The sequence below is a fragment of the Bacillus cereus group sp. BfR-BA-01524 genome (assembly GCF_022662595.1).
Classification (GTDB): domain Bacteria; phylum Bacillota; class Bacilli; order Bacillales; family Bacillaceae_G; genus Bacillus_A; species Bacillus_A thuringiensis_S.
This window is the reverse complement of record NZ_JAKUDW010000040.1, coordinates 26,484-48,406: the sequence shown is the minus strand read 5'-3', so window position 1 is coordinate 48,406 and position 21,923 is coordinate 26,484. Positions and strand designations below refer to the sequence as shown.

The window sequence follows — 21,923 nt, the reverse complement described above, 5'->3', positions numbered from 1 at the left end:
CGTTCATCCTGAGCCAGGATCAAACTCTCCAATAAAGTTAGTTTGTCTAGCATCTAAAAATAAAAATTGACGTTTCACGTTGTTTGTTTCGTTCAGTTTTCAAAGAACTACGTTGTCGCCCATAAGCGACTTTATCAATATAACATTTTGTTATATTTTCGTCAACAACTTTTTTCAATAAGTTGTTTTTCGTTTGTTTTGCTTGTTACCTTTCGTGGCAACGGATATAAATATACCAGTTTAATTATTAAAATGCAATAGTTTTTCTAATAAAATTTTTAACTTAGTAAAAAAGTATAAAAACAGCACATTTCTTCTATATAAATATAATTTCTCGCACCATCAAGATCTATTATACCCACGCAACTCATACTCAAATAAAAAAAGCTTTGGAGAAATCTCCAAAGCTTAGTCTTGTTTATGGCGCATAGCAGGGAATAATAATACATCACGAATAGATGGTGCATTTGTTAATAACATAACTAGACGATCAATACCAATTCCTAATCCACCCGTAGGAGGCATACCGTACTCAAGAGCTTCAATATAATCGTCATCCATCATATGAGCTTCGTCATTACCTTGTTCGCGCTCTTTTAATTGCGCTTCAAAACGTTCTTTTTGATCGATTGGATCATTTAACTCAGTGAATGCATTTGCATGTTCACGTGCAACGATAAATAATTCGAAACGATCTGTGAATCGTGGATCTTCGTCATTCTTTTTCGCAAGTGGCGAAATTTCTACCGGATGACCGTAAATAAATGTTGGTTGGATTAATTTATCTTCTACTTTTTGTTCGAAGAATTCATTTATAATATGACCAACTTCCATTGTATCTTTAATTTCTACATTATGTTCTTTTGCAAGCTCACGCGCTTCTTCTACACTCATTGGATTCCAGAAATCCGCTCCAGAGTGTTGCTTAATCGCATCTACCATATGAAGACGTGTCCATTCTGGTTCTAGATTAATTTCATAATCACCATATTGGATTGTTGTTGTACCCAATACTTTTTTGGCAATATGAGCAACCATATTTTCTGTTAGTTTCATAATATCATTATAATCAGCGTACGCTTCATATAATTCAATCATCGTAAACTCAGGGTTATGACGAGTTGATACACCCTCATTACGGAATACACGGCCGATCTCATAAACTTTTTCTAATCCGCCCACAATAAGACGTTTTAAATGAAGTTCAATTGCGATACGCATATATAATTCCATATCTAACGCATTATGATGCGTAGTGAAAGGACGAGCAGACGCTCCACCTGCAATCGCGTGCATCATAGGCGTTTCTACTTCAAGATAACCGTTGTCATCTAAATATCTTCTCATTTCACGAATGATTTTACTACGAGTAACAAATGTTTCACGACTTTCCATACTTGTAATTAAGTCTAAGTAACGTTGACGGTATCGTTGTTCAACATCTTTTAATCCATGATATTTATCCGGTAATGGACGAAGAGATTTCGTTAAAAGCGTAAATCCTGTTGCTTTTACTGAAAGTTCTCCAACGTTTGTTTTGAACACTTTACCTTCAATACCTACTAAGTCACCTAAATCTGCTGTCGTAAATAACTCGTACTCTTCATCTCCAACAGTATCTTTGCGAACGTAAATTTGAACTTGTCCATGTAAATCTTGAATGTGCGCGAATCCAGCTTTTCCTTTACCGCGTTTTGTCATAATACGACCAGCGATAGAAACAGTGATTCCTTTCTCTTCTAATTCTTCTTTAGAGAATTCTCCATATAGACTTACTAAGTCGGTTGTTGAATTTGTGCGTTCAAATCTTTTACCGAACGGATCGATTCCTTGCTCACGTAAATTATGTAGCTTTTCACGACGAACAAGCAATTGGTCGTTTAATTCTTCGTGGTTCATGTTATCCATGATATTGATATCACTCCAGCTCTATTAATTTTTACAATATATACAGTATAGCATTTTCTACTCAACTAGAAAAACTGCCAGCAACTAACTGGCAGTTCTTCTTTCTTTCACGTAATTATAGGAAGTGTGTAGAAGAATGTCAATCTTCTCCGTCCCCCTATTAACCAACGTAAATTGTTTGTTGTTTCACCTCTACTTCTTCTACAAATGCACCTAATACATTCGCAAGGTCTTCACGTGTGTTGCAAGTATTGATGCCATTACGCACACTTGCATTACCACGAACACCTTTTAAATACCAAGCTGCATGCTTTCTCATCTCTCTTACAGCAACATTTTCGTTCTTTAAATCGATAAGGCGATCTAGATGTAACATACATACATCAATTTTCTCACGCACTGTTGGTTCCGGCATTAATTCACCTGTCTCTAAATACTTTACCGTTCGATAAATCATCCATGGATCCCCAAGAGCCGCACGGCCAATCATAACACCATCTACACCAATCTCATCAATCATACGCTTCGCATCTTGCGGTGTTTCGACATCACCATTTCCGATAACTGGGATATTTACAGCTTGCTTTACTTGTTTAATGATATCCCAATCCGCTTTTCCTTCATACATTTGCACTCGCGTACGTCCGTGAACCGCCACAGCTTGTCCACCAGCACGCTCAACAGCTCTAGCATTTTCTATTGCGAAAATATGTTCTTCATCCCAACCGATACGCATTTTAACCGTAACCGGCTTTTCAACAGCATCTACAACCGCAGCTACCATTTCATATATTTTATTTGGGTCTAAAAGCCACCTTGCCCCCGCATCACATTTAACAATTTTCGGTACTGGGCAACCCATATTAATATCAATAATGTCTGCTGTCGTATATTTATCTACGTATTTCGCAGCATCTACAAGAGTTTCTTTCTCTCCACCGAAAATTTGTAAACTTAATGGTTTTTCTCTCTCATCGATATATAACATATCTAATGTTCTTTTGTTATTAAGCAATATTGCCTTATCACTTACCATTTCAGCACAAACTAAACCTGCACCAAATTCTTTCACTGTTAAACGGAATGCAGAGTTACACACTCCCGCCATCGGTGCTAATACAACCGGATTTTTCATCTCAATATTTGCAATCTTTAACAATCAACCTACTCCTTCCTGCACAGTCACTTTGGCATTAATTCATCTATCGAAACATTTAACGCCTTAGCAACTTCTACTACAAAATCTTGAGAAGGCGATCGATTCCCTCTCTCAACTTCACCTAAAACAGATACAGATACCCCTAATTCTTTAGCAAAACCTTCTTGCGTGTAGCCTTTTAGCTTTCGAAAAGCACGAATGCGTCTTCCCCATTTTTCTGCTTCCATACCGTTACTCCCTCTCGCCTTTTCATTTCTTCTACTTGTGAACGTGAAATGTTTTGTTTTATATTTTGGTTAATCTCTAACAACGGAACGATAACAAAAGCTCTTTCAAACATCCGCGGATGCGGAACAATAAGATTCTCTGCTTCAATATTTTCTTGATTATAAAGTAAAATGTCAAGGTCGATAGTCCTTGGCCCCCACCTAATTTCCCTTTTTCTTCCTAGGTCATTTTCTACTTTTTGTGTTACTTTCAATAATTCTTGCGGTGATAAATTGGTAGAAATTTTTATAACTAAATTTAAAAAACAACTTTGGTCAGTATAGCCAACTGGATCAGTTTCATACACTGACGAAACATCATCAACTTGAATATACGGACTTTTATTTAAAAACTGAATTGCTTCAGTTAAATACGTATAACGCTCTCCAATATTTGACCCTAATGCAATGTACGCTATATTATTCATGGACGTTCTCTCGTAATTTCTACTGCTACAGCGCGATAATGGCCCGGTATCGGCGGATCCGGTTTAATTACCTTAATTGTACACCGTGAAATACTTCCATATTGCTTTAATATGTCTGAGGCAATATTTTCAGCGATACTCTCTACAAGCTTATACCTTCTATCCTCGACAACTATTCTACATAATTCAAAAAGCTCTCCATAATTGACCGAATGCTCTAAGTCATCACTTTCTCCCGCGCGTTTTAAATCTATTTCCACCGTTAAATCAACTTTAAATCTCTGCCCTAATTTATTTTCCTCTGGGAATACACCATGATAACCGTAAAACTCCATATCATGGATATAAATTTTATCCAATTACTTTACCCCCTTACCAATCATTGCATCCATCATCTTAGACATACGCGCCATTTCTTTCACATCATGGACACGAACAAACTCACAGCCCTTTTCAATACCAAGACAAACAGTAGCTCCCGTTCCCTCAAGACGTTCCTCTACTGGCAAATCTAATACGTGCCCAATAAAGGACTTTCTCGAAGTACCTAAGAGAACCGGGTAACCTAGCACATTTAACTGTTCTAAATTACGCATCGCCTCTAAGTTTTGCTCCGGTGTTTTAGCAAAACCGATACCTGGATCTAAAATAATATTCTCATCTCGCACACCAGCATTTTTAGCAATTTTAATACTGTCATACAAATCAGCAATCATATCCGCCATTAAATTACGATAATTCATATTATCGCGGTTATGCATTAAAATGATAGGTACATCATAATGGGCTGCGACTTCAACAATTTTCGGCTCCGCCTTCGCTCCCCAAATATCATTAATAATATGAGCACCAGCCTCAATTGCTTGCTTTGCAACTTCAGCTTTATATGTATCGATAGATATAGGCAATTTCACCTCTTTTGAAACTGCTTGAATCATCGGGACAACTCGCTTTATTTCTTCTTCTACTGATACTTTAGCAAAACCCGGGCGAGTAGATTCGCCACCAATATCAATAATATGAGCACCTTCACCTTGCATTTCTTTTGCGTGACGTACCGCAGCATCTACCTCGTTGTAACTCCCACCATCAGAAAACGAATCTGGTGTTACATTTAAAATCCCCATAATTAATGTCTTTTCATTTAAATTCAATGTATATTCGCCGCAGCGTAAATCATAATCCCACTTCAAACTACACATCTCCTCTTCGTAATTCATTTCTGCTCCACAATTTCTCTCTCTGCATTCCATAAAGATACATTAAACTTTTTGTAACCACTCCCACTTTCCCCGGGAAATCCTGCGCTTCTATACGATAAAGCGGAACAATTTCTTGAATTGAGTTTGTTACAAAGACTTCATCTGCTGAAAGTAATTCATCTTTTGTAAAGAAACCTTCATTTACTTCTATATTCAATTCTTCAGCACTTTTTATAATAAACGCACGAGTGATACCATTTAAAATTCCTGTTTCTAAAGAAGGTGTATATAAAACATCACCTTTCACAAAAAAGAGATTCGAAACAATACCCTCTGCAACATAACCTGCTTCAGTAAGGAAAATACCTTCCCTGCTCACAACATTTCCAATTTCACGCTTCCCTAAAATATTATTTAAATAATGATGAGACTTCAGACGAAATGCTCCTTCTGGTGTATTTCGCACTTGTTTTAAAATAACCCCTTCTTTTTCTACTACATCTTCTGGAGCTGTTAAAGGTTTTATAAAAACAATAACCGAAGGCTCTTCATACATTTCCGTTTGCAATCCTATTTCATCTACACCCGCCGATACATTAAAACGTACATACGCATGTTCCAATTCATTCTTAGCGAGTAGATTCTTCAAAATAAGCATCACGTCATCTTTTGTCATTGTCCATTTAATTTGCAATGTATCTAGCGCACCTATTAAACGGTTATAATGATCATCTAACAAAAAAGGATGACCATTATAAATACGAAATGTCTCAAAAACCCCCAGCCCATATAAATAGCCATGGTCATAAGGAGAAATTCTCGCTTCACTTGCTTCTACATACTGGCCATTTACGTAAATTAACATAATGTCGCACTTGGACTGTATTTACAAATGAAATTCTGCAACAACTCTTTCCCATGAGAAGTCATAATAGATTCCGGATGGAATTGTACACCCTCTATCGGCAGTGTCTTATGACGAATCGCCATAATTTCCCCTTCCTCTGTCCAAGATGTTACCTCTAAACAATCTGGCAATGACTCTTTCTTAACAATCAGGGAATGATAACGCGTTGCAGTAAATGGATTAGGAACATCTAAGAAAATCGTTTTCCCATCATGATGCATAAGCGACGTTTTTCCATGCATTAATCGCTCTGCACGAACAACTTCTCCACCAAATACTTGCGCAATCGATTGATGCCCAAGACAAACTCCAAAAATCGGAATCTCCCCAGCAAAGTATTTAATAACTTCCATACTAATCCCCGCTTCATTAGGACTACATGGACCTGGCGAAATCATTAGAAAATCTGGTTTCATATTCTCAATATCTGCAATACTCACTTCATCATTACGCTTAACAACAAGCTCTTGTCCAAGTTCTCCAAGAAACTGCACTAAATTAAATGTAAAGGAATCATAATTATCAATCATTAATATCATTTCTCTCACCTAACCGTTTCTTCGCTACGTTCTTTTGCACGCCATAAAGCAATCGCCTTTTTTAACGACTCTTTATATTCATTTTCCGGATTTGAATCAATTACAATTCCCGCTCCCGCTTGTACATGAGCTTTTCCATCTTTAGCAAGAAGTGTTCTAATTACAATATTCAATTCTGTATCCCCAGAATAACCAATCCAACCGATTGAACCTGTATAAATCCCTCTACGGACAGGTTCTAATTCCTCAATTATTTCCATCGTACGGATTTTCGGGGCACCAGTAATTGTTCCACCAGGGAATACAGCTTTCACTAAATCGAAAGCATCCTTATCTTCTTCCACCTCACCACGCACATTGGAAACGATATGCATAACATGTGAATACTTTTCAATTACCATAAATTCATCGACTTCTACAGTGCCATATTTACAAACGCGCCCTAAATCATTTCGTTCTAAATCTACAAGCATTACATGCTCTGCTCTTTCTTTTTCGTTCTCAATTAATTCTCTTGCTAATTCTTCATCCTCTTGCTCATCCGCGCCTCTAGATCTTGTTCCAGCAATTGGTCTTGTACTTACTTCGGTTCCCTGTTTCTTAATTAACAACTCTGGCGATCCACTAACAATTTGAAAATCTCCAAGCTCCAAGTAACCCATATATGGCGATGGATTAATTTCACGAAGACTTGTATAAATTTCTAGTGGGTGTGTTTGTAACGTTCTTTCTTGTCTCGTCGACAAGTTTACTTGGAACACATCACCAGCACCAATATATTCTTGAATACATTCAACTGCCTTCATAAAGCTTGCTTCAGTAAAAGCAACTGCTTCACTTTTCTTTTCAGGACTTTCAAAAGGCACGGTCACTTCAGGCGCTTCTGTCGCCCAAAGACTCTTCCACTCATTTAACCGTTCTTTCGCCTCTTCATATTTATCTACATAATGCGTAATAATCCATAACACTTGTTCTTTTTGATCATAGACAAATACGTCGTCAAATAATAAAAAGAAGATGTCAGGTATATTAATATCATCTTCCGCAAGAGAAGGCAGCTTTTCAATATAACGGATACAGTCATAACTGAAATAGCCAATTGCACCACCTTGAAAAGGCGGATACTCTGGATTATAGTCTGTTTTCCATTGCTCCATATATTCTTGCATTAAATCTAATGGATTCCCTCGTTTTATTGTTTCCTTACCACTTTCACTTATATGTAACGTTTCATCCTTCCCTCGGATTACCGCTACCGGGTTCAGCCCTACAATGTTATAACGACCGCCACGGCCGCTTTCTAACAAAATATGTTGTGATTTACCCTGAGAAAGAAATTTATATTGCTTAAAGAAATCTAACTGATATGGAATAGAAAGCGCTAAAGATTTTCTTCGTTGCATATCAACACCCCGTCTTCTTTTATCCCACCCTCTTAGATGAACCAGCTCAAACTACATAAGTTATTTATATAGAGATTGATTATACTCGAAGGCTAGTGAAAATAAATTAATTATACTACCTCTTATTTTACATGAAGTTTTCTAGTCATTCACTCTTTTCCTATTTCCAATCCAAAAAGAAAAAGCATCCTTTTTCAAGGATGCTTTTTCAATCGCGTTTAATTATGATTCAAATTGATAAAGTGGTGTACTTAAATAACGTTCGCCGTTACTTGGGATAATAACAAGTACCTTTTTCCCTTTACCTAACTTTTTCGCAATTTCTGTTGCTGCATAAATAACTGCGCCTGAAGAGATACCAACTAAAATACCTTCCTCTTTAGCCACTCTTCTCGCATATTCAAATGCTTGCTCTGTTTTCACTTGAATAATTTCATCATATACTTCTACATCCAATGTCTCTGGAACAAATCCCGCCCCAATTCCTTGGATTTTATGCGGACCCGGTTTCCCACCAGATAATACTGGCGAATCTGCAGGTTCTACTGCATAAATTTTAATACCTTCATATGCTTCCTTCAGCACTTCACCAGCACCAGTAATCGTTCCACCTGTACCAATACCTGCAATAAACGCATCTAATTGATCACCCATTTGTTCAACAATTTCTGGACCTGTTGTTAAACGATGAATTTGTGGATTTGATTGATTTTGGAACTGTTGCGGTATAAAGTAACCATGCTCTTTTGCTAATTCAGTTGCTTTACGAATTGCTCCACCCATTCCTTCAGGACCTGGAGTCAATACTAATTCAGCACCGTAAGCACGCAATAAATTACGACGCTCAATACTCATTGTTTCTGGCATTACTAAAATTGCATTATATCCTTTAGCAGCCGCTACCATCGCTAAACCAATTCCTGTGTTACCACTTGTTGGCTCAATGATTGTATCGCCCTCTTTTAACAATCCCTTTTTTTCAGCATCTTCAATCATAGCTAGTGCAATACGATCTTTAACGCTGCTCCCCGGATTCATAAACTCTAGTTTTAAGTATATATCTGCGCTATCTGATTCTACGATGCGGTTCAACTTAACGATCGGCGTTTTCCCGATTAATTCTGAAACTGATTGTGCCACTCGCATTCCTGTCACTCCTAACACCGAGTATTTTTATTGGTTTTATCTATATTTAGATTTTGTCAGAAAATTCCCTGTTTGTCAATCTCTTTGGAGGGTTAATCCCCGTATTACAAATTCTCAATTAAATTTGTAATATCTTCTTTAGAGAACTTGTATCGTTCATTACAGAAATGACAATGAACTTCTGTCTCTTCTTCTTCTTCACGAATTTGCTCTAACTCTGTTTTACCTAAACTAATTAACACACTCTCGATACGTTCACGTGAGCAAGTACAATTAAATTGAACATCCATTGTTTCCAATACTTTTACTTTATCTTCTCCAAGAACTGCGTATAGTAGCTCTTCTGGAGAAAGACCTTGTTCGATCAATGTTGATACAGGCGGGATTTTTTGCAAACGATCTTCAATAAATGAAATTGTTTCTTCCTGTGCGCCCGGCATAATTTGAAGGATAAATCCACCCGCCGCTAATACGCTGTCATCTCCATTTACAAGGACACCCACACCAACAGAAGAAGGCGTCTGCTCAGAAACTGCGAAATAATACGTGAAATCTTCCCCTAGTTCTCCCGAAACGATTGGAGATTGACCGATAAACGGCTCACGCATACCAATATCTTTAATTACTGTTACAAACCCTTCTGTACCTACCGCTTGATATACACGTAATTTCCCTTGTTCCGTTCCTTCAAAATCAACATGTGGATTCGTTACATAGCCACGTACATCTCCATTTGCATGAGCATCCACTAAGATAGGGCCAATCGGTCCATTACCTTCTACCTTGATCGTTAACTTTTGATCACCTTTTAACATCGCACCCATCATTGTACCTGCAGTTAAAGAACGACCAAGTGCCGCCGAAGCTGTCCTCCATGTATCATGACGTCTTTGTGCCTCACTTACTGTATTTGTTGTACGTACACTATACGCACGTACTTCTCCATCAAACGCTAACGCTTTTACTAAATAATCTTTCATACGTATTTATTCACCTTTCTCATGCTGTAAATTTGCATTACGCTCATATAACATATATAAGCCTTTTAACGTTAAAAATGGATCTACAATATCAATTACATTCGATTCTTCTGAAATTAATTTCGCCAATCCACCTGTTGCAATAACTCTCGGTTCTTGTTTAGCTTCCTCTTTCATACGCTTAACAATACCTTCCACTTGTCCTACATAACCATAAAGAATACCTGATTGCATCGCACTTACTGTATTCTTCCCAACAACACTGCTCGGTTTTGTAATTTCAATACGAGGAAGTTTTGCCGCCCTACTATATAAAGCCTCTGCTGAAATCATAATTCCTGGCGTAATAACTCCACCCATATAATGCTTTTCTTCGTTAATATAACAATATGTAGTAGCCGTACCAAAATCAACAATAATAAGCGGACTTCCATACAAGTGGATTCCTGCTACTGCATTTACAATTCGGTCTGCGCCTACTTCACGCGGATTTTCATATTTAATATTTAGCCCCGTTTTTATTCCAGGCCCTACTACAAGCGGTTTAATTTTAAAATATTTTTCACACATACGTTCTAAAGCGAACATAATTGGTGGTACGACCGAAGACACAATAATACCTTTCACATCTTCAAACGAAAGACCCTCATGATCAAGTAACTGTTTTACAAGCATTCCATATTCATCTTCTGTCTTATGACGATCTGTTTCCATGCGCCAATGCTGACGAAGTTCCCCCTCTTCAAACACGCCTAGTACAGCATTTGTGTTCCCTACATCCAATACAAAAATCATATTCTCACCACTTATCTTATTTAATCTATATTTGTGTAGTATGTATAAAACTTATAAAAACATCATATCACACATACCTATATAATCAGCTTTCCTATCCTCATCATTTTACAAAAAGATTGCTCTCTATTTCAATTTTTAATACCAGTTTTACTTAAATTACTTTATCCACTAAACTCTCAATAATAATTAATAAAAATCTTAACAAACAAAAAAGGAGTGACAATAGTCACTCCTTCATTTCTTACTTATCTTCTTTATCTTCTTTATCTTCATCGTCTTTCTTCATATTGATGTTTACTTTCACATCATCTGAAGATGTTGGACGCTCAGGTAATCTGCCATAATCATATAAATGATTAATTTGCTCTGCATCTAATGTTTCTACTTCAAGTAACGTTTTCGCGATAATATCAAGCTTATCTCGTTTTTCAGTAAGAATTTGTTTTGCACGAGCATAACAGTCTTTAATAATTGTTTGCATTTCCACATCAATTTCATGTGCGATTGCATCACTGTAGTTTTGTTCTGAATGGAAGTCTCTTCCTAAGAATACTTGACCACCTTGTGAGCTACCAAATTGCATCGGTCCAAGCTTATCACTCATACCGAATTCCGTAACCATACGTCTTGCAATACCAGTCGCACGTTGGAAGTCGTTGTGAGCACCTGTACTTGCTTCACCAAATACAATCTCCTCAGCTACTCGACCACCAAGTAAACCAGTGATTTTATCAAGTAACTCTGGCTTTGTCATGAAGTAACGATCTTCCTTCGGAAGCATTACCGCATATCCACCAGCTTGACCACGAGGGACAATTGTTACTTTATGAACGACATCAGCTTCATCAAGAACAACACCAATTACAGTATGGCCCGCTTCATGGAAAGCAACGATATTACGTTCTTTTTCAGAGATAACACGACTTTTCTTAGCTGGACCTGCGATAACACGATCCGTTGCTTCATCGATATCACTCATATCAATTTTCTTCTTATCTCGACGTGCAGCTACTAAAGCAGCTTCGTTTAATAAGTTTTCAAGATCCGCACCAGAGAATCCTGGTGTACGAGTCGCAATTGCTCTTAAATTAATATGCTCATCAAGCGGTTTATTACGCGCATGTACTTTCAGTACAGCTTCACGACCATTTACATCTGGACGATCTACTGTAATTTGACGGTCAAAACGACCTGGACGTAATAACGCTGGGTCAAGAATATCTGGACGGTTTGTCGCAGCAATGATAATAATACCTTCGTTTGCACCGAATCCATCCATTTCAACAAGTAACTGGTTCAATGTTTGCTCACGCTCATCATGACCACCACCAAGACCTGCGCCACGTTGACGACCTACTGCATCAATTTCATCAATGAAAATGATACAAGGAGCATTTTTCTTTGCATTTTCAAATAAATCACGTACGCGTGACGCACCGACACCGACAAACATCTCTACAAAGTCAGAACCACTGATAGAGAAGAATGGAACGCCAGCCTCACCTGCAACAGCACGTGCTAATAAAGTTTTACCTGTACCTGGAGGTCCAACTAATAGGACACCCTTCGGAATACGGGCACCAACTTCAGAAAACTTACGAGGGTCTTTTAAGAATTCAACTACCTCAACAAGTTCTTGTTTCTCTTCATCCGCCCCAGCAACATCTCTGAAACGAACTTTTTTCTTTTCATCATTATATAACTTCGCCTTACTTTTCCCGAAGTTCATAACACGGCTACCGCCGCCTTGAGCTTGGTTTAATAAGAAGAAGAATAAAATGAAGATGATGACAAACGGAATGATTGAAGTAAAGAATGTTACCCAAGCACTTGTTTCTTCTGCTGGTTGATACTTAACTTCGGCACCTTTCGCTTTATCATTGATTTTCTTTTGTAATTCCTCAGTATTTGGTGCATAAGTAACAAATTGTTCTCCTTGGCTAGAGTTATTGAATTGTCCTTTTACCTCAAATACACCATTTTTCGGTTGAAGTTGCACATTACGCACTTCACCGCTTTCTAGTTTAGTAATGAATTTGTCGTAGCTAACTGATGTCGTTTTTTGTGTCGAACCATTAAAATAGCTCACGATTCCAATTACTACTAAGAATATCAGTAAATAAAAGATGGTATTACGGAAGATACGATTCATTCCTAACCTCCTCTCACGGCATAAACACTATAGTAAATCGTAACATAGAAAAACTTTCCTATACAATTGTAAAGCCTGTATTTAATTAATTTGAGTAAACGCTTGGTTTTAATACGCCTACATAAGGAAGATTACGGTACTGCTCTTTATAATCTAATCCATATCCTACTACAAATTCATGTGGAACAGTAAATCCAACATAATCCGCTTTCAGATCAACCTTACGGCCTGTTGGCTTATCTAATAATGTAACAATTTTTACAGACTTCGCTTTACGATATTTGAATAAGTCTACTAAGTAGCTTAGTGTAAGACCACTATCAATAATATCTTCGACGATTAAAATATCGCGACCTTCTACAGAAGTATCAAGATCTTTTAAAATTTTCACTTCGCCTGTTGAAACTGTAGAGTGACCATAACTAGATACAGCCATAAAATCCATTTCAAGATATGTATCTGTTCTCTTTAATAAATCTGCCATGAATGGCATTGCGCCTTTTAATACACCAATTGCAAGAGGCACTGTGTTTTTATAATCCTCTGCAATAACTGCACCTAGTTCGCGCACCTTTTCTTGTATTTGTTCTTCAGAAATTAATACTTTTTCGATATCTTGATTCATCATTTCATTATCCTCCCGGAAGACTCCTTGCTTTTGTAGTGAATAATCATATATTTATCCTTCTTTGCCATCTCTTTCGAAATTGCAAATGCAGATCGCTTCAACAAGGGTACCCAAATAATGTTCCCACTTGCGTCACAAACGACCGGCCATTCTTCCCTTTTTTCTTTCGGTACTTTCGCTTCGATAAAAATAGTTTTTATCTTTTTCGTGCCATCCATACCTTGTATTGACATGCGATCTCCATTTTCTCTAGAACGAATACGAAGTGGATATGATATATCATTATACTTAGCAACAAATACTGTTTCATTCATGTTACTTGGTATATCTTCGCTCACCTCTGTTACAAATTCGTCCCCGTTCAATATTGTAATGATCCCGGGTACTGATAAATCTTGTAAAAAAGGAGAGGCAATTTCTTGTTTAAATCTAAAGCTACACTCCTCGTATGTGCGAACAATTTTCAAATCACCTGGAAAATCAAGTGAACCTGAAGGTTGTGTCCGCTTAAAAAACTCAATCACCTTGTCAATATGTATAGAAGAAAGAGAAGATGGAATCTTATATTCATAAAGATAGTTTAATATTAGTTGAATCCCTCTTCTTTGTAAAGGCATAGACATGGATTCAAAGGCAGGAATTGATAAGCTAATTTGTTTATCACTTTTTTTTGTAATTACTTTATTCATTTTCTCAAAAGCTAATTCCTGCAAATAAGCCTCATCCTCTTGCATTTGCACGCTAAATTTTTGGAATTTCTCATGCATTTGTGGATTTTCTTCTTTTAAGTGAGGAAGGACATATTTACGTAATCGATTCCTTGTATATAATTCCTTTTTATTACTCGGATCTATACGCGGAATTAAATTTAGCTTATTACAGTAATCAACAATTTCTTCCTTCGTTACCCCAAGTAACGGCCTAATTAAATACCCATTATGAAAAGGACGCTTCACTGCAATTCCTGCATATCCTTTCGGAGTACTCCCTCTTACAAGACGCATTAAAATTGTCTCTACTTGATCATCTCCATGATGTCCAAGTGCAACATATCTTGCATCATATTTCTTCATTATTCTTTCCAAAAATGCATATCTGCATTCTCTAGCAGCAACCTGCGCATTCATCCCGTATTGCTGTTGATATTGTGATACATTAATCCTTATCGTTTCACAAATAATTCCTAGTTCTTCACAAAGGCCCTGCACAAACTGTAAATCCTCATGAGATTCCTCACCTCTAAACATATGATCCACATGAGCCACTACAATTTTCAACTGTTTTTCCGCTCTTTTTTCTAATAAATAATATAAAAGGGCTAACGAGTCAGGACCACCAGAAACTCCCACAACAATCGTTGAATCATTCTTTAATACATCATGCTGCTTTACAAAGTCATCTACTTTTTCAACAAATGTATCTTTCAACTTCGCAATCACCTTTCATTAAACAAGAACAGCAACGTTAGTCACCTTGTTTATAATGGTACAACTTTTACAAACATTGTGCAAAAAAAAGATATACAAAAATTACATTTTTATTTTACATCCTCCGTGTGTATTCACAAAATTAATAACATTACCTTTTCCCACAAAAAAACCTAGGTATTCACCTAGGTTTTTAAAATCAAATTATAGATAAACATTCCACTTACATTTTACTGCGCCTGCATTCCTACAATCGGAATCGTAGCCCACTTCGGCATATTTTTCTTCACTTTTGCCACTACAATAGTCATATCATCATTTATATAACCATCACAAGAGCGAATCACTTCTTCCATAATGATATCAGCAATTTCTTGCGGGTCTTCGGTTTGCAATTCTTTAATTTTCCGTTTCATCCACAATTCATGATTCTCTACATGCTGTGCTCCCTCAAAAATCCCATCGCTCATCATAATAAGGATATCGCCCGTTTTTAATTGTTCACCCACCACATCAACTTCAACATCCTCGATGATTCCCATCGGCAAGTTACTTGCTTCAATTTTCAAAATATTATTCGCGCGTTTGACAAAACTCGGTGTTGATCCAATCTTTAAAAACCTTGCACTCGCATCTCGCAAATCTACCATAGCTAAATCTAATGTCGTAAACATCTCTTCCGTCGTTCTCAAAGAAAGAATTGAATTGATAGACTTAATTGCTATTTCTTCATCAATACCCGATTGGAGTATTTTTTGTAATAATTTCACCGTTTCCTTACTTTCCATATGAGCTCTTTGCCCATTTCCCATACCATCACTAATCGCAAGTGCATATTTACCAACACTTAAATCCATCATCGCATAAGAGTCACCCGAAACAAATCCACCACCTTTTGCAGCTGTAGCCAATCCTGTATCAAGAGAGTACGTCTTCGCCGAACCAAATGATATTAAACTGTGGCCATTCGGATAAGAAGACTTTTCTTCATGTTTAACGACAATATTTTCTTTAAGGATATCCGAAAGCATCGGTGCAACTAACTTTTCACATTCACCATGTTCATTAGATGCAACTGGAATCAACATTTCAATATCAATACTTCCTCTATCTAAACAATAAATATCAACATGCTCTACTTCGACACCAAAATCACGGAACGCTTGCATAATCTGCTCTTCCTGCACTTGATGATTTTCACGCTCTCGTTGTATCTCCTTAGCAAAATCCTCCATAACCTTTGATACACCTAATAGTTGCTCCGCAACTATTCTACGATTCTCCTTCATTTGTTTTCGTAATTTTTGTCCCTCATAGAAATGATCTAATTCACCCGCTACTAAATCTGTCACTTTTTTCCCTCTCACACAATGCTTGTCCCACTCACGAACTAATTTACGATTATGTTGCAGGGTTCCTTCTTCCGTTTCACTCATTATTTGTTTCATATAATCGTACGTTTTATCGAAATTCACTACCCAGCATTGATCCTTTTTAAAGCATGTTTGACATGTTTTCGCAGTAATTGTACTCAAAAACAAATCTGCTTCTGTCTCTTTATCTTCTTCCTCTACATACCCATATACAGAAAAGCTATTAGATAAAGCAGCAAATACATTTGCAAATTGATTGATTTTGTTTGCTGTAACATCACGCATCCTTCTTAAATATTGTTGTTGATCTTGCGAATGCTCTTGTGTACCTGGCATAAATTTAGCAATACGATCCAAAACAAGCTTTGGTGTTAATAAGAAGATCGCAATCGCTACACCTGACTCAATTAAAGTTGTTACAATATTCGTCTGCTTGTCTACATATAATGTAATTAAGCTTGTCCCTATTAATAACCCTAAACTAACACCTAAACGCTTCCCTTCTTTTAACAACCCACCAAGCAATCCAGAAAAAGCGAGAAGGCTAAGCTGAGACAAACTAGACACATTTGCTAAACTTAATATCAATCCTGTTACGACCCCCACTGTAGATCCTGTAGCAGCACCCGCAATAAATGCAAATACTAGTACTAAATACCTTGTAAAAATATGTTGAATAGAAGCATCATATACAAACCAATCTGTTGTACCCGTTAAAACAGATGCTAGTAATATAATCAAACAAACAATTTCTTCCGTCTCTAATGCCTGTTGTTTTCCTTTCCTTTCCACTAAAAGCGGGACACTTTGTAAAAATATCATAGTTAATACGAAACTAAGCCCAGCCTCAATGGTACTAACGAGTAAATCGTACATGGTGACAGTTTGTTGTGCAAAGTATACAACAACTAAGTGTGCGGTTAATGCGGAGATAAATACTTGAAATGGAACAAGTCCAACGGTTTTACGTGTAAATCTACTAAAGAAGATATTATAAATGAAGAAAGTAAAGATAGATGCAAAAGTAAAAAACAAATTATCTATCGAGACTGAAAGAGCTCCTCCCATTAGAGCTAAAAATGCTAACGGCATCTTATCCCGCTTCATAACATAAACAGCAGCAAAAAACGGAAGTGCAAAAGGTAAAATATTTGTTAATATATATGCTCGTCCCAAAAGAAAACCAATAACAACAATAATAAATCCCCATCTAAAGAAAACTTGCTCAAATTTCATTCGCAACTTACTCGTCCACTTTATTCCTCCAAGCTGACTCTCATTCATTGCCAATGCACTTGTATTCATAGTATTCCTTCCTGCTTTAGGCATATTTTTAACACCACCTGCATAGTTTAATTACTGTCATTATAAAAGATGATTGTTGGGATTTTTGTCAAAACAACAGTTTTCACTTTTATAATCGTTCGACTTTTTATTCGAAATAACTCTACAGATATACACAGTATGTAAGTTATTTTTGGTTTTTTAATTAAATATTCAGAAAATATAGGGTGATTTTGTAGAAGTGTTGTATATCTTAATTTATTCAACAAAAAAAGATCATGCAAATTTGCATGATCTTTTTAGATGACCCGTACGGGATTCGAACCCGTGTTACCGCCGTGAAAGGGCGGTGTCTTAACCACTTGACCAACGGGCCGTTAAATTAAATATAGCGGCGGAGGGGATCGAACCCCCGACCTCACGGGTATGAACCGTACGCTCTAGCCAGCTGAGCTACACCGCCATGTCGTCTTATTTAACGGACAATTAGTATCTTACATCAGATACTATTTAAAGTCAACACATCTCAAAAAAAATTTAAAAATATATTTTAACATATAAAAAAGCACCCTGAGCCATCACTCTGGGTACCTCTCTATATGTTAAAAACTAAACGGCCTTATTATCCGCGACGTGCGCCACGGCCACCACGTTTAGACTCTGTGTTACGCTTTAAAGAAGTTAAGCGATCTTCGCTATCCTTTAAAAAGCGTGCCATCTTTTGCTCAAATGTTTCTTTTGGAGCTCGGTCGTTACCGCCACCGCGATTATCTCTGTTGAAAGAGCGATTATTACGTTGTGGACGTCCAGAACGTTGTTGATCACCACCGCGTTGGTATTCACCGCGTGGACGATCTCCTTCTGTTTTTTCACGTTCTTTCGCTTTTTTGATAGATAAACCAATCTTTCCATCTTTTTCAACATTAATAACTTTTACTTCTACTTGGTCGCCCACTTTTAAGTGATCGTTAATATCTTTTACATAGTTATCAGCAACTTCACTAATATGAACAAGACCAGTTAAGCCTTCTGGCAGCTCCACAAAAGCCCCAAAATTTGTAATACCTGTTACTTTACCCTGTAACTTGCTGCCTACCTCGATTGACATAAAAAAAATGCTCCTCCTTAGTGGTTAAAAAGTCAAATTTTACTTTATTATATATAATCCTAAAATATAGTGTCAATAAGACATACTCTACTTAGAAACAGGAAAAATTATCTCCCCTTTACCAGAGAAGAAATAATCCCTTCTAGCAATCTTTAATACATACTCTTCATCATTTAACTTTTGAACTTCGTCTTTTAGACTTTTTTCTTTATTCGTTAATGAATCCAGTTCTTTTTTCATGTCCTTAACTTTTGCTTCTTTTGCTTTAATGGAACTGTTTTGTTGATAAAACGTTACACTAATGCTCGCAATAATTGTAAAAGTAAAGACAAGAAAAACCGCTAAACGGCGATAAAGTCGCTTCCTGTTCTCATCCGTTTGTATTATATGCTCTTTAACAGGATTTGGACTCTGCTTTTCGATTGTTCTTTGTCTCAGTTCCCTCATTTCCGAGGTCCCCCTAACTTCTTTTTTATACGCTCCCATAGTTGGAAGATATGCCCCTTCAATTTTGCTATATATTGCAGGAACCCTATATGTTTCACTATAAAAAGTTTAACACGATTAGGGAGAAGTTTCCATATGAGCGAAGCAATAAATCGAACAGGCCAGAAAAAAACTTTCCATATGAAAAGTAATATCCAAATCACCATTTTCCATAACACATGTCCAATTGAAAGCAGTATACGAAATAAGAATAATATAAATGCAATAAATAGCTGCGCTATAATAATAACAGGTTTTATCATGAGTAGCTGTATAATTCGAACAAAAAAATATGTTGTTTGCATAAAAATATAGATGAGAAAATTTAACAGCTTCATGTATAGTGCTTTCAGTAAGCTTTGATATGCCGCAAAACCACATAATAATGCCAAAAACACATATATACGTAGTTCAGCTTCATTTACGAGAAGCAATACATAAAAGACGAATAATGCTTGGACAATCCAAAATAATATATCATGTATAAATACAAGCCAACGTTTACGCTCTTGACGCTTTAAAAACCGTTGATATGTATCTAAAGATGCTCCAATCCAAGCACCCATTCCAATCATTGAAAGCATTGTATACAACTGAATTGTTAAGCTCATTTAAACAACTTACTAAAGAAACCTTTAGTTTTTTCTCCTTGATTTTCATCAATATACAGCATCTCATGAACTTTCCCTTTAATCGACACAATGCCTTTTTCCACATCTAAATTTTTCATTTGTAAATTTTGACCACGAATCGTTAAAAAACCCATTACGGTTTCGAGTAAAAACTCCTCGCTATCAAAACTCTCCACTTGCTTCACACCAGTAATATCAATTACACGCCTGCCACGCATAATAATATCATGCTCTACAGAAACATTTTGTTGATTAGAAGACGTAGGTGAGTAACCATTATTCACGTAAATCCCCCCATAGGTTTTTACTAGCTAATAGTAATGTATGAGGGGATACACGATTTTAGAACAAGCCTTCTTCCGCTTTTACTTTTTCTTCGCGAACTAAGCTATACATATTTGCAGCATCTTCTTTTTTAGTTGTTTCTTTCAATTCATTTATTTTTACAGTCACTATTTTTTGACCAAAACGAATTGTTAATTCATCAGCTACTTTCACATCAGAACTCGCTTTTGCCACTTGACCATTAATAGATATTCTTCCTTGATCAGCTACTTCTTTCGCTAATGTTCTTCTTTTTATTAAGCGTGACACTTTTAAAAACTTATCTAGACGCATATTAAATCCCCCTATTAACGCTCTGTTTGTTTCGCTTCTTCCCATAAAACATCTAACTGTTCTAATGATAAATCTTTCATCTCTTTATTCATTTCAGCTACTTTTGCCTCCATGTATAAAAAACGATCAGTAAATTTCTCATTAGTTGAACGCAACGCCTCTTCTGGATCTATTTTGTAATGACGGGCTATATTAACAAATGCAAATAGTAAATCACCAAATTCACCTAGCATCTTTTCCTCATCCATGTTTGTAACTTCTTGTTGGAACTCTTGCCATTCTTCCAAAGCTTTTTCTATCATCGGTTGCACATCAACCCAATCAAATCCAACCTTACCAGCTTTCTTCTGAATTTCATAGGCGCGTAGTAACTGCGGCAAACTTTTTGGAACGCCATTTAAAACAGATTCTTTCACAAATCCTTTTTCTTGTTTTTTAATTTCTTCCCAATTTGCGATCACTTCATCAGCATTGCTTACATCCGTATTTCCAAATACATGCGGATGGCGACGAACCATTTTCTCAGATAGAGTTCGAATGATATCATCTATAGAGAACCAACCTTCATCTTCTCCGATTTGAGCATGAAGCATAACTTGTAATAATATATCACCTAATTCTTCTACTAAGTGATCATCATCCTCTTCATCAATTGCTTCCAACACTTCATAAGCTTCCTCAATTAAATATTTCTTTAATGATTGATGTGTTTGCTTTTTATCCCACGGACAACCATTTGGACCACGAAGGTCTGCAATAATTTCTCTAAGGACATCAAACTGTTGATACAAGGACGCACGCTCCTGAACTGGCGGCACATACACACTCGTTAAATTATTCAATTCCGTTTCATGATCCAGCATGTACAACGGTACCTTCTTTACTTGTTCAAATGAAGTTCCTGCAGCTGTTACGATATACACTTCATAATCATCTGGCAACATCTCCATTAATGTTAATTTCACATCAGATGCAACGAATGCATCATATACTTGGCAAAAGATTAAATGTTGACGTAATTCTAATTGCCCTCTTTCAAATGATGTAGCGTCAAGTAATTGGAATCCTTCAATCGGATCAATTTTTAGGCTTGCAAACATAGGATCAAGGAAACTTTGCCCACCCTCAATTCGCACTTCAATATTTGAAACTTTACCTTTTTCCAACAGTAGCTGAACTGTTCTTTCTGCTACAAGTGGATGCCCCGGAACAGCATAGATAACGTCTGTATCCTCAGCTTGCTCTAGCAATTTATTCGCAATTGTTTCATATACAATTTCAAACGTATCATGTGCTTCATATACAGCATCAAAAGCCGTATATTGTATGCCTTCTTTCTCCAATTCTTCTATAACTGGATGTTCCTTCGTTCTAACAAACAGATGGTCTGCTTCTTTTATTTTTCGATATACACCCATCGTTAGCTGATCTAATTCGCCAGCACCTAAACCTAAAATAGTAATGATTCCACTCACAACC

Annotated in this window: 22 protein-coding genes and 2 tRNA genes; all 24 read right to left on the bottom strand. The window is 36.7% G+C overall.

The genetic code is table 11. The annotated features are described in order from the left end of the window. Positions 1-408: 408 nt before the first annotated feature. Complete coding sequence (lysS, locus tag MR170_RS16125; protein ID WP_016079499.1) at positions 409-1,908, bottom strand: lysine--tRNA ligase; 1,500 nt, start codon at positions 1,906-1,908, stop codon at positions 409-411. Positions 1,909-2,068: 160 nt separating this feature from the next. Continuing rightward, on the bottom strand, positions 2,069-3,067 hold the full coding sequence (dusB, locus tag MR170_RS16120; RefSeq protein ID WP_242308630.1) for a tRNA dihydrouridine synthase DusB: 999 nt from the start codon (positions 3,065-3,067) through the stop codon (positions 2,069-2,071). 23 nt (positions 3,068-3,090) lie between these two features. After that, complete coding sequence (locus MR170_RS16115; protein ID WP_000387030.1) at positions 3,091-3,294, bottom strand: helix-turn-helix domain-containing protein; 204 nt, start codon at positions 3,292-3,294, stop codon at positions 3,091-3,093. Further along, positions 3,246-3,761: a 2-amino-4-hydroxy-6-hydroxymethyldihydropteridine diphosphokinase gene (folK, locus tag MR170_RS16110; RefSeq protein WP_016079501.1), complete on the bottom strand. Its 516-nt coding sequence runs from the start codon at positions 3,759-3,761 to the stop codon at positions 3,246-3,248. The genes MR170_RS16115 and folK overlap by 49 nt, the downstream gene beginning before the upstream one ends. Further along, on the bottom strand, positions 3,758-4,120 hold the full coding sequence (gene folB, locus MR170_RS16105) for a dihydroneopterin aldolase (protein ID WP_016079502.1): 363 nt from the start codon (positions 4,118-4,120) through the stop codon (positions 3,758-3,760). The genes folK and folB overlap by 4 nt, the downstream gene beginning before the upstream one ends. After that, positions 4,121-4,981: a dihydropteroate synthase gene (gene folP / locus MR170_RS16100; RefSeq protein WP_242308629.1), complete on the bottom strand. Its 861-nt coding sequence runs from the start codon at positions 4,979-4,981 to the stop codon at positions 4,121-4,123. Next, complete coding sequence (pabC, locus tag MR170_RS16095; RefSeq protein WP_043935433.1) at positions 4,956-5,828, bottom strand: aminodeoxychorismate lyase; 873 nt, start codon at positions 5,826-5,828, stop codon at positions 4,956-4,958. The genes folP and pabC overlap by 26 nt, the downstream gene beginning before the upstream one ends. Continuing rightward, entirely contained in the window at positions 5,822-6,409 is a 588-nt protein-coding gene (gene pabA, locus MR170_RS16090; protein WP_242308628.1) for an aminodeoxychorismate/anthranilate synthase component II, read from the bottom strand. The genes pabC and pabA overlap by 7 nt, the downstream gene beginning before the upstream one ends. 5 nt (positions 6,410-6,414) lie before the next feature. Then, positions 6,415-7,812 carry an aminodeoxychorismate synthase component I gene (gene pabB / locus MR170_RS16085; RefSeq protein WP_016079506.1) on the bottom strand — a complete coding sequence of 466 codons (1,398 nt, stop codon included), beginning with the start codon at positions 7,810-7,812 and terminating at the stop codon, positions 6,415-6,417. Between the two features lie 222 nt (positions 7,813-8,034). Further along, positions 8,035-8,958 carry a cysteine synthase A gene (gene cysK / locus MR170_RS16080; protein ID WP_016079507.1) on the bottom strand — a complete coding sequence of 308 codons (924 nt, stop codon included), beginning with the start codon at positions 8,956-8,958 and terminating at the stop codon, positions 8,035-8,037. A gap of 104 nt (positions 8,959-9,062) precedes the next feature. Further along, positions 9,063-9,938, bottom strand: a complete 876-nt coding sequence (hslO, locus tag MR170_RS16075; protein WP_000656367.1) for a redox-regulated molecular chaperone HslO — start codon at positions 9,936-9,938, stop codon at positions 9,063-9,065. 6 nt (positions 9,939-9,944) lie between these two features. Further along, entirely contained in the window at positions 9,945-10,733 is a 789-nt protein-coding gene (locus tag MR170_RS16070; protein WP_016079509.1) for a type III pantothenate kinase, read from the bottom strand. Between the two features lie 244 nt (positions 10,734-10,977). Then, the gene (ftsH, locus tag MR170_RS16065; RefSeq protein WP_016079510.1) at positions 10,978-12,888 is read right to left on the bottom strand and encodes an ATP-dependent zinc metalloprotease FtsH; all 1,911 of its coding nucleotides are present in this window, start codon (positions 12,886-12,888) and stop codon (positions 10,978-10,980) included. An 85-nt stretch (positions 12,889-12,973) separates the two neighbouring features. Next, a complete protein-coding gene (gene hpt, locus MR170_RS16060) occupies positions 12,974-13,516 on the bottom strand; it encodes a hypoxanthine phosphoribosyltransferase (RefSeq protein WP_000981846.1) in 543 nt (180 codons plus the stop codon). Further along, complete coding sequence (gene tilS / locus MR170_RS16055) at positions 13,513-14,943, bottom strand: tRNA lysidine(34) synthetase TilS (protein WP_242308627.1); 1,431 nt, start codon at positions 14,941-14,943, stop codon at positions 13,513-13,515. Before tilS ends, hpt begins: the two co-directional genes overlap by 4 nt. A 230-nt stretch (positions 14,944-15,173) precedes the next feature. Further along, on the bottom strand, positions 15,174-17,645 hold the full coding sequence (gene spoIIE, locus MR170_RS16050) for a stage II sporulation protein E (RefSeq protein ID WP_001123551.1): 2,472 nt from the start codon (positions 17,643-17,645) through the stop codon (positions 15,174-15,176). Positions 17,646-17,904: 259 nt separating this feature from the next. Further along, a tRNA-Glu gene (locus MR170_RS16045) sits at positions 17,905-17,976 on the bottom strand. 13 nt (positions 17,977-17,989) lie between these two features. Beyond that, positions 17,990-18,063, bottom strand: a tRNA-Met gene (locus MR170_RS16040). A 159-nt stretch (positions 18,064-18,222) separates the two neighbouring features. Next, positions 18,223-18,708, bottom strand: coding sequence for a S1 domain-containing RNA-binding protein (locus MR170_RS16035; RefSeq protein ID WP_000021451.1), 486 nt, complete (start codon positions 18,706-18,708; stop codon positions 18,223-18,225). A gap of 87 nt (positions 18,709-18,795) precedes the next feature. Then, positions 18,796-19,155, bottom strand: a complete 360-nt coding sequence (divIC, locus tag MR170_RS16030; RefSeq protein ID WP_001208739.1) for a cell division protein DivIC — start codon at positions 19,153-19,155, stop codon at positions 18,796-18,798. Beyond that, on the bottom strand, positions 19,152-19,805 hold the full coding sequence (gene yabQ, locus MR170_RS16025) for a spore cortex biosynthesis protein YabQ (protein WP_000059773.1): 654 nt from the start codon (positions 19,803-19,805) through the stop codon (positions 19,152-19,154). The genes divIC and yabQ overlap by 4 nt, the downstream gene beginning before the upstream one ends. Further along, entirely contained in the window at positions 19,802-20,110 is a 309-nt protein-coding gene (gene yabP / locus MR170_RS16020; RefSeq protein WP_001059105.1) for a sporulation protein YabP, read from the bottom strand. The genes yabQ and yabP overlap by 4 nt, the downstream gene beginning before the upstream one ends. Before the next feature lie 58 nt (positions 20,111-20,168). Beyond that, positions 20,169-20,444, bottom strand: coding sequence for an RNA-binding S4 domain-containing protein (locus tag MR170_RS16015; protein ID WP_001234876.1), 276 nt, complete (start codon positions 20,442-20,444; stop codon positions 20,169-20,171). A gap of 14 nt (positions 20,445-20,458) precedes the next feature. Beyond that, positions 20,459-21,919, bottom strand: a complete 1,461-nt coding sequence (gene yabN, locus MR170_RS16010; protein WP_242308626.1) for a bifunctional methyltransferase/pyrophosphohydrolase YabN — start codon at positions 21,917-21,919, stop codon at positions 20,459-20,461. Positions 21,920-21,923 lie beyond the last annotated feature (4 nt).

What these genes read in the sequence shown, in the direction of transcription:
- lysS (WP_016079499.1), bottom strand. Translation starts at nt 1,908, where the DNA reads ATGGATAACATGAACCACGAAGAATTAAACGACCAATTGCTTGTTCGT.
- MR170_RS16115 (WP_000387030.1), bottom strand. Translation starts at nt 3,294, where the DNA reads ATGGAAGCAGAAAAATGGGGAAGACGCATTCGTGCTTTTCGAAAGCTA.
- folK (WP_016079501.1), bottom strand. Translation starts at nt 3,761, where the DNA reads ATGAATAATATAGCGTACATTGCATTAGGGTCAAATATTGGAGAGCGT.
- folP (WP_242308629.1), bottom strand. Translation starts at nt 4,981, where the DNA reads ATGAATTACGAAGAGGAGATGTGTAGTTTGAAGTGGGATTATGATTTA.
- pabC (WP_043935433.1), bottom strand. Translation starts at nt 5,828, where the DNA reads ATGTTAATTTACGTAAATGGCCAGTATGTAGAAGCAAGTGAAGCGAGA.
- pabA (WP_242308628.1), bottom strand. Translation starts at nt 6,409, where the DNA reads ATGATATTAATGATTGATAATTATGATTCCTTTACATTTAATTTAGTG.
- pabB (WP_016079506.1), bottom strand. Translation starts at nt 7,812, where the DNA reads ATGCAACGAAGAAAATCTTTAGCGCTTTCTATTCCATATCAGTTAGAT.
- cysK (WP_016079507.1), bottom strand. Translation starts at nt 8,958, where the DNA reads ATGCGAGTGGCACAATCAGTTTCAGAATTAATCGGGAAAACGCCGATC.
- hslO (WP_000656367.1), bottom strand. Translation starts at nt 9,938, where the DNA reads ATGAAAGATTATTTAGTAAAAGCGTTAGCGTTTGATGGAGAAGTACGT.
- MR170_RS16070 (WP_016079509.1), bottom strand. Translation starts at nt 10,733, where the DNA reads ATGATTTTTGTATTGGATGTAGGGAACACAAATGCTGTACTAGGCGTG.
- ftsH (WP_016079510.1), bottom strand. Translation starts at nt 12,888, where the DNA reads ATGAATCGTATCTTCCGTAATACCATCTTTTATTTACTGATATTCTTA.
- hpt (WP_000981846.1), bottom strand. Translation starts at nt 13,516, where the DNA reads ATGATGAATCAAGATATCGAAAAAGTATTAATTTCTGAAGAACAAATA.
- spoIIE (WP_001123551.1), bottom strand. Translation starts at nt 17,645, where the DNA reads ATGCCTAAAGCAGGAAGGAATACTATGAATACAAGTGCATTGGCAATG.
- MR170_RS16035 (WP_000021451.1), bottom strand. Translation starts at nt 18,708, where the DNA reads ATGTCAATCGAGGTAGGCAGCAAGTTACAGGGTAAAGTAACAGGTATT.
- divIC (WP_001208739.1), bottom strand. Translation starts at nt 19,155, where the DNA reads ATGAGGGAACTGAGACAAAGAACAATCGAAAAGCAGAGTCCAAATCCT.
- yabQ (WP_000059773.1), bottom strand. Translation starts at nt 19,805, where the DNA reads ATGAGCTTAACAATTCAGTTGTATACAATGCTTTCAATGATTGGAATG.
- MR170_RS16015 (WP_001234876.1), bottom strand. Translation starts at nt 20,444, where the DNA reads ATGCGTCTAGATAAGTTTTTAAAAGTGTCACGCTTAATAAAAAGAAGA.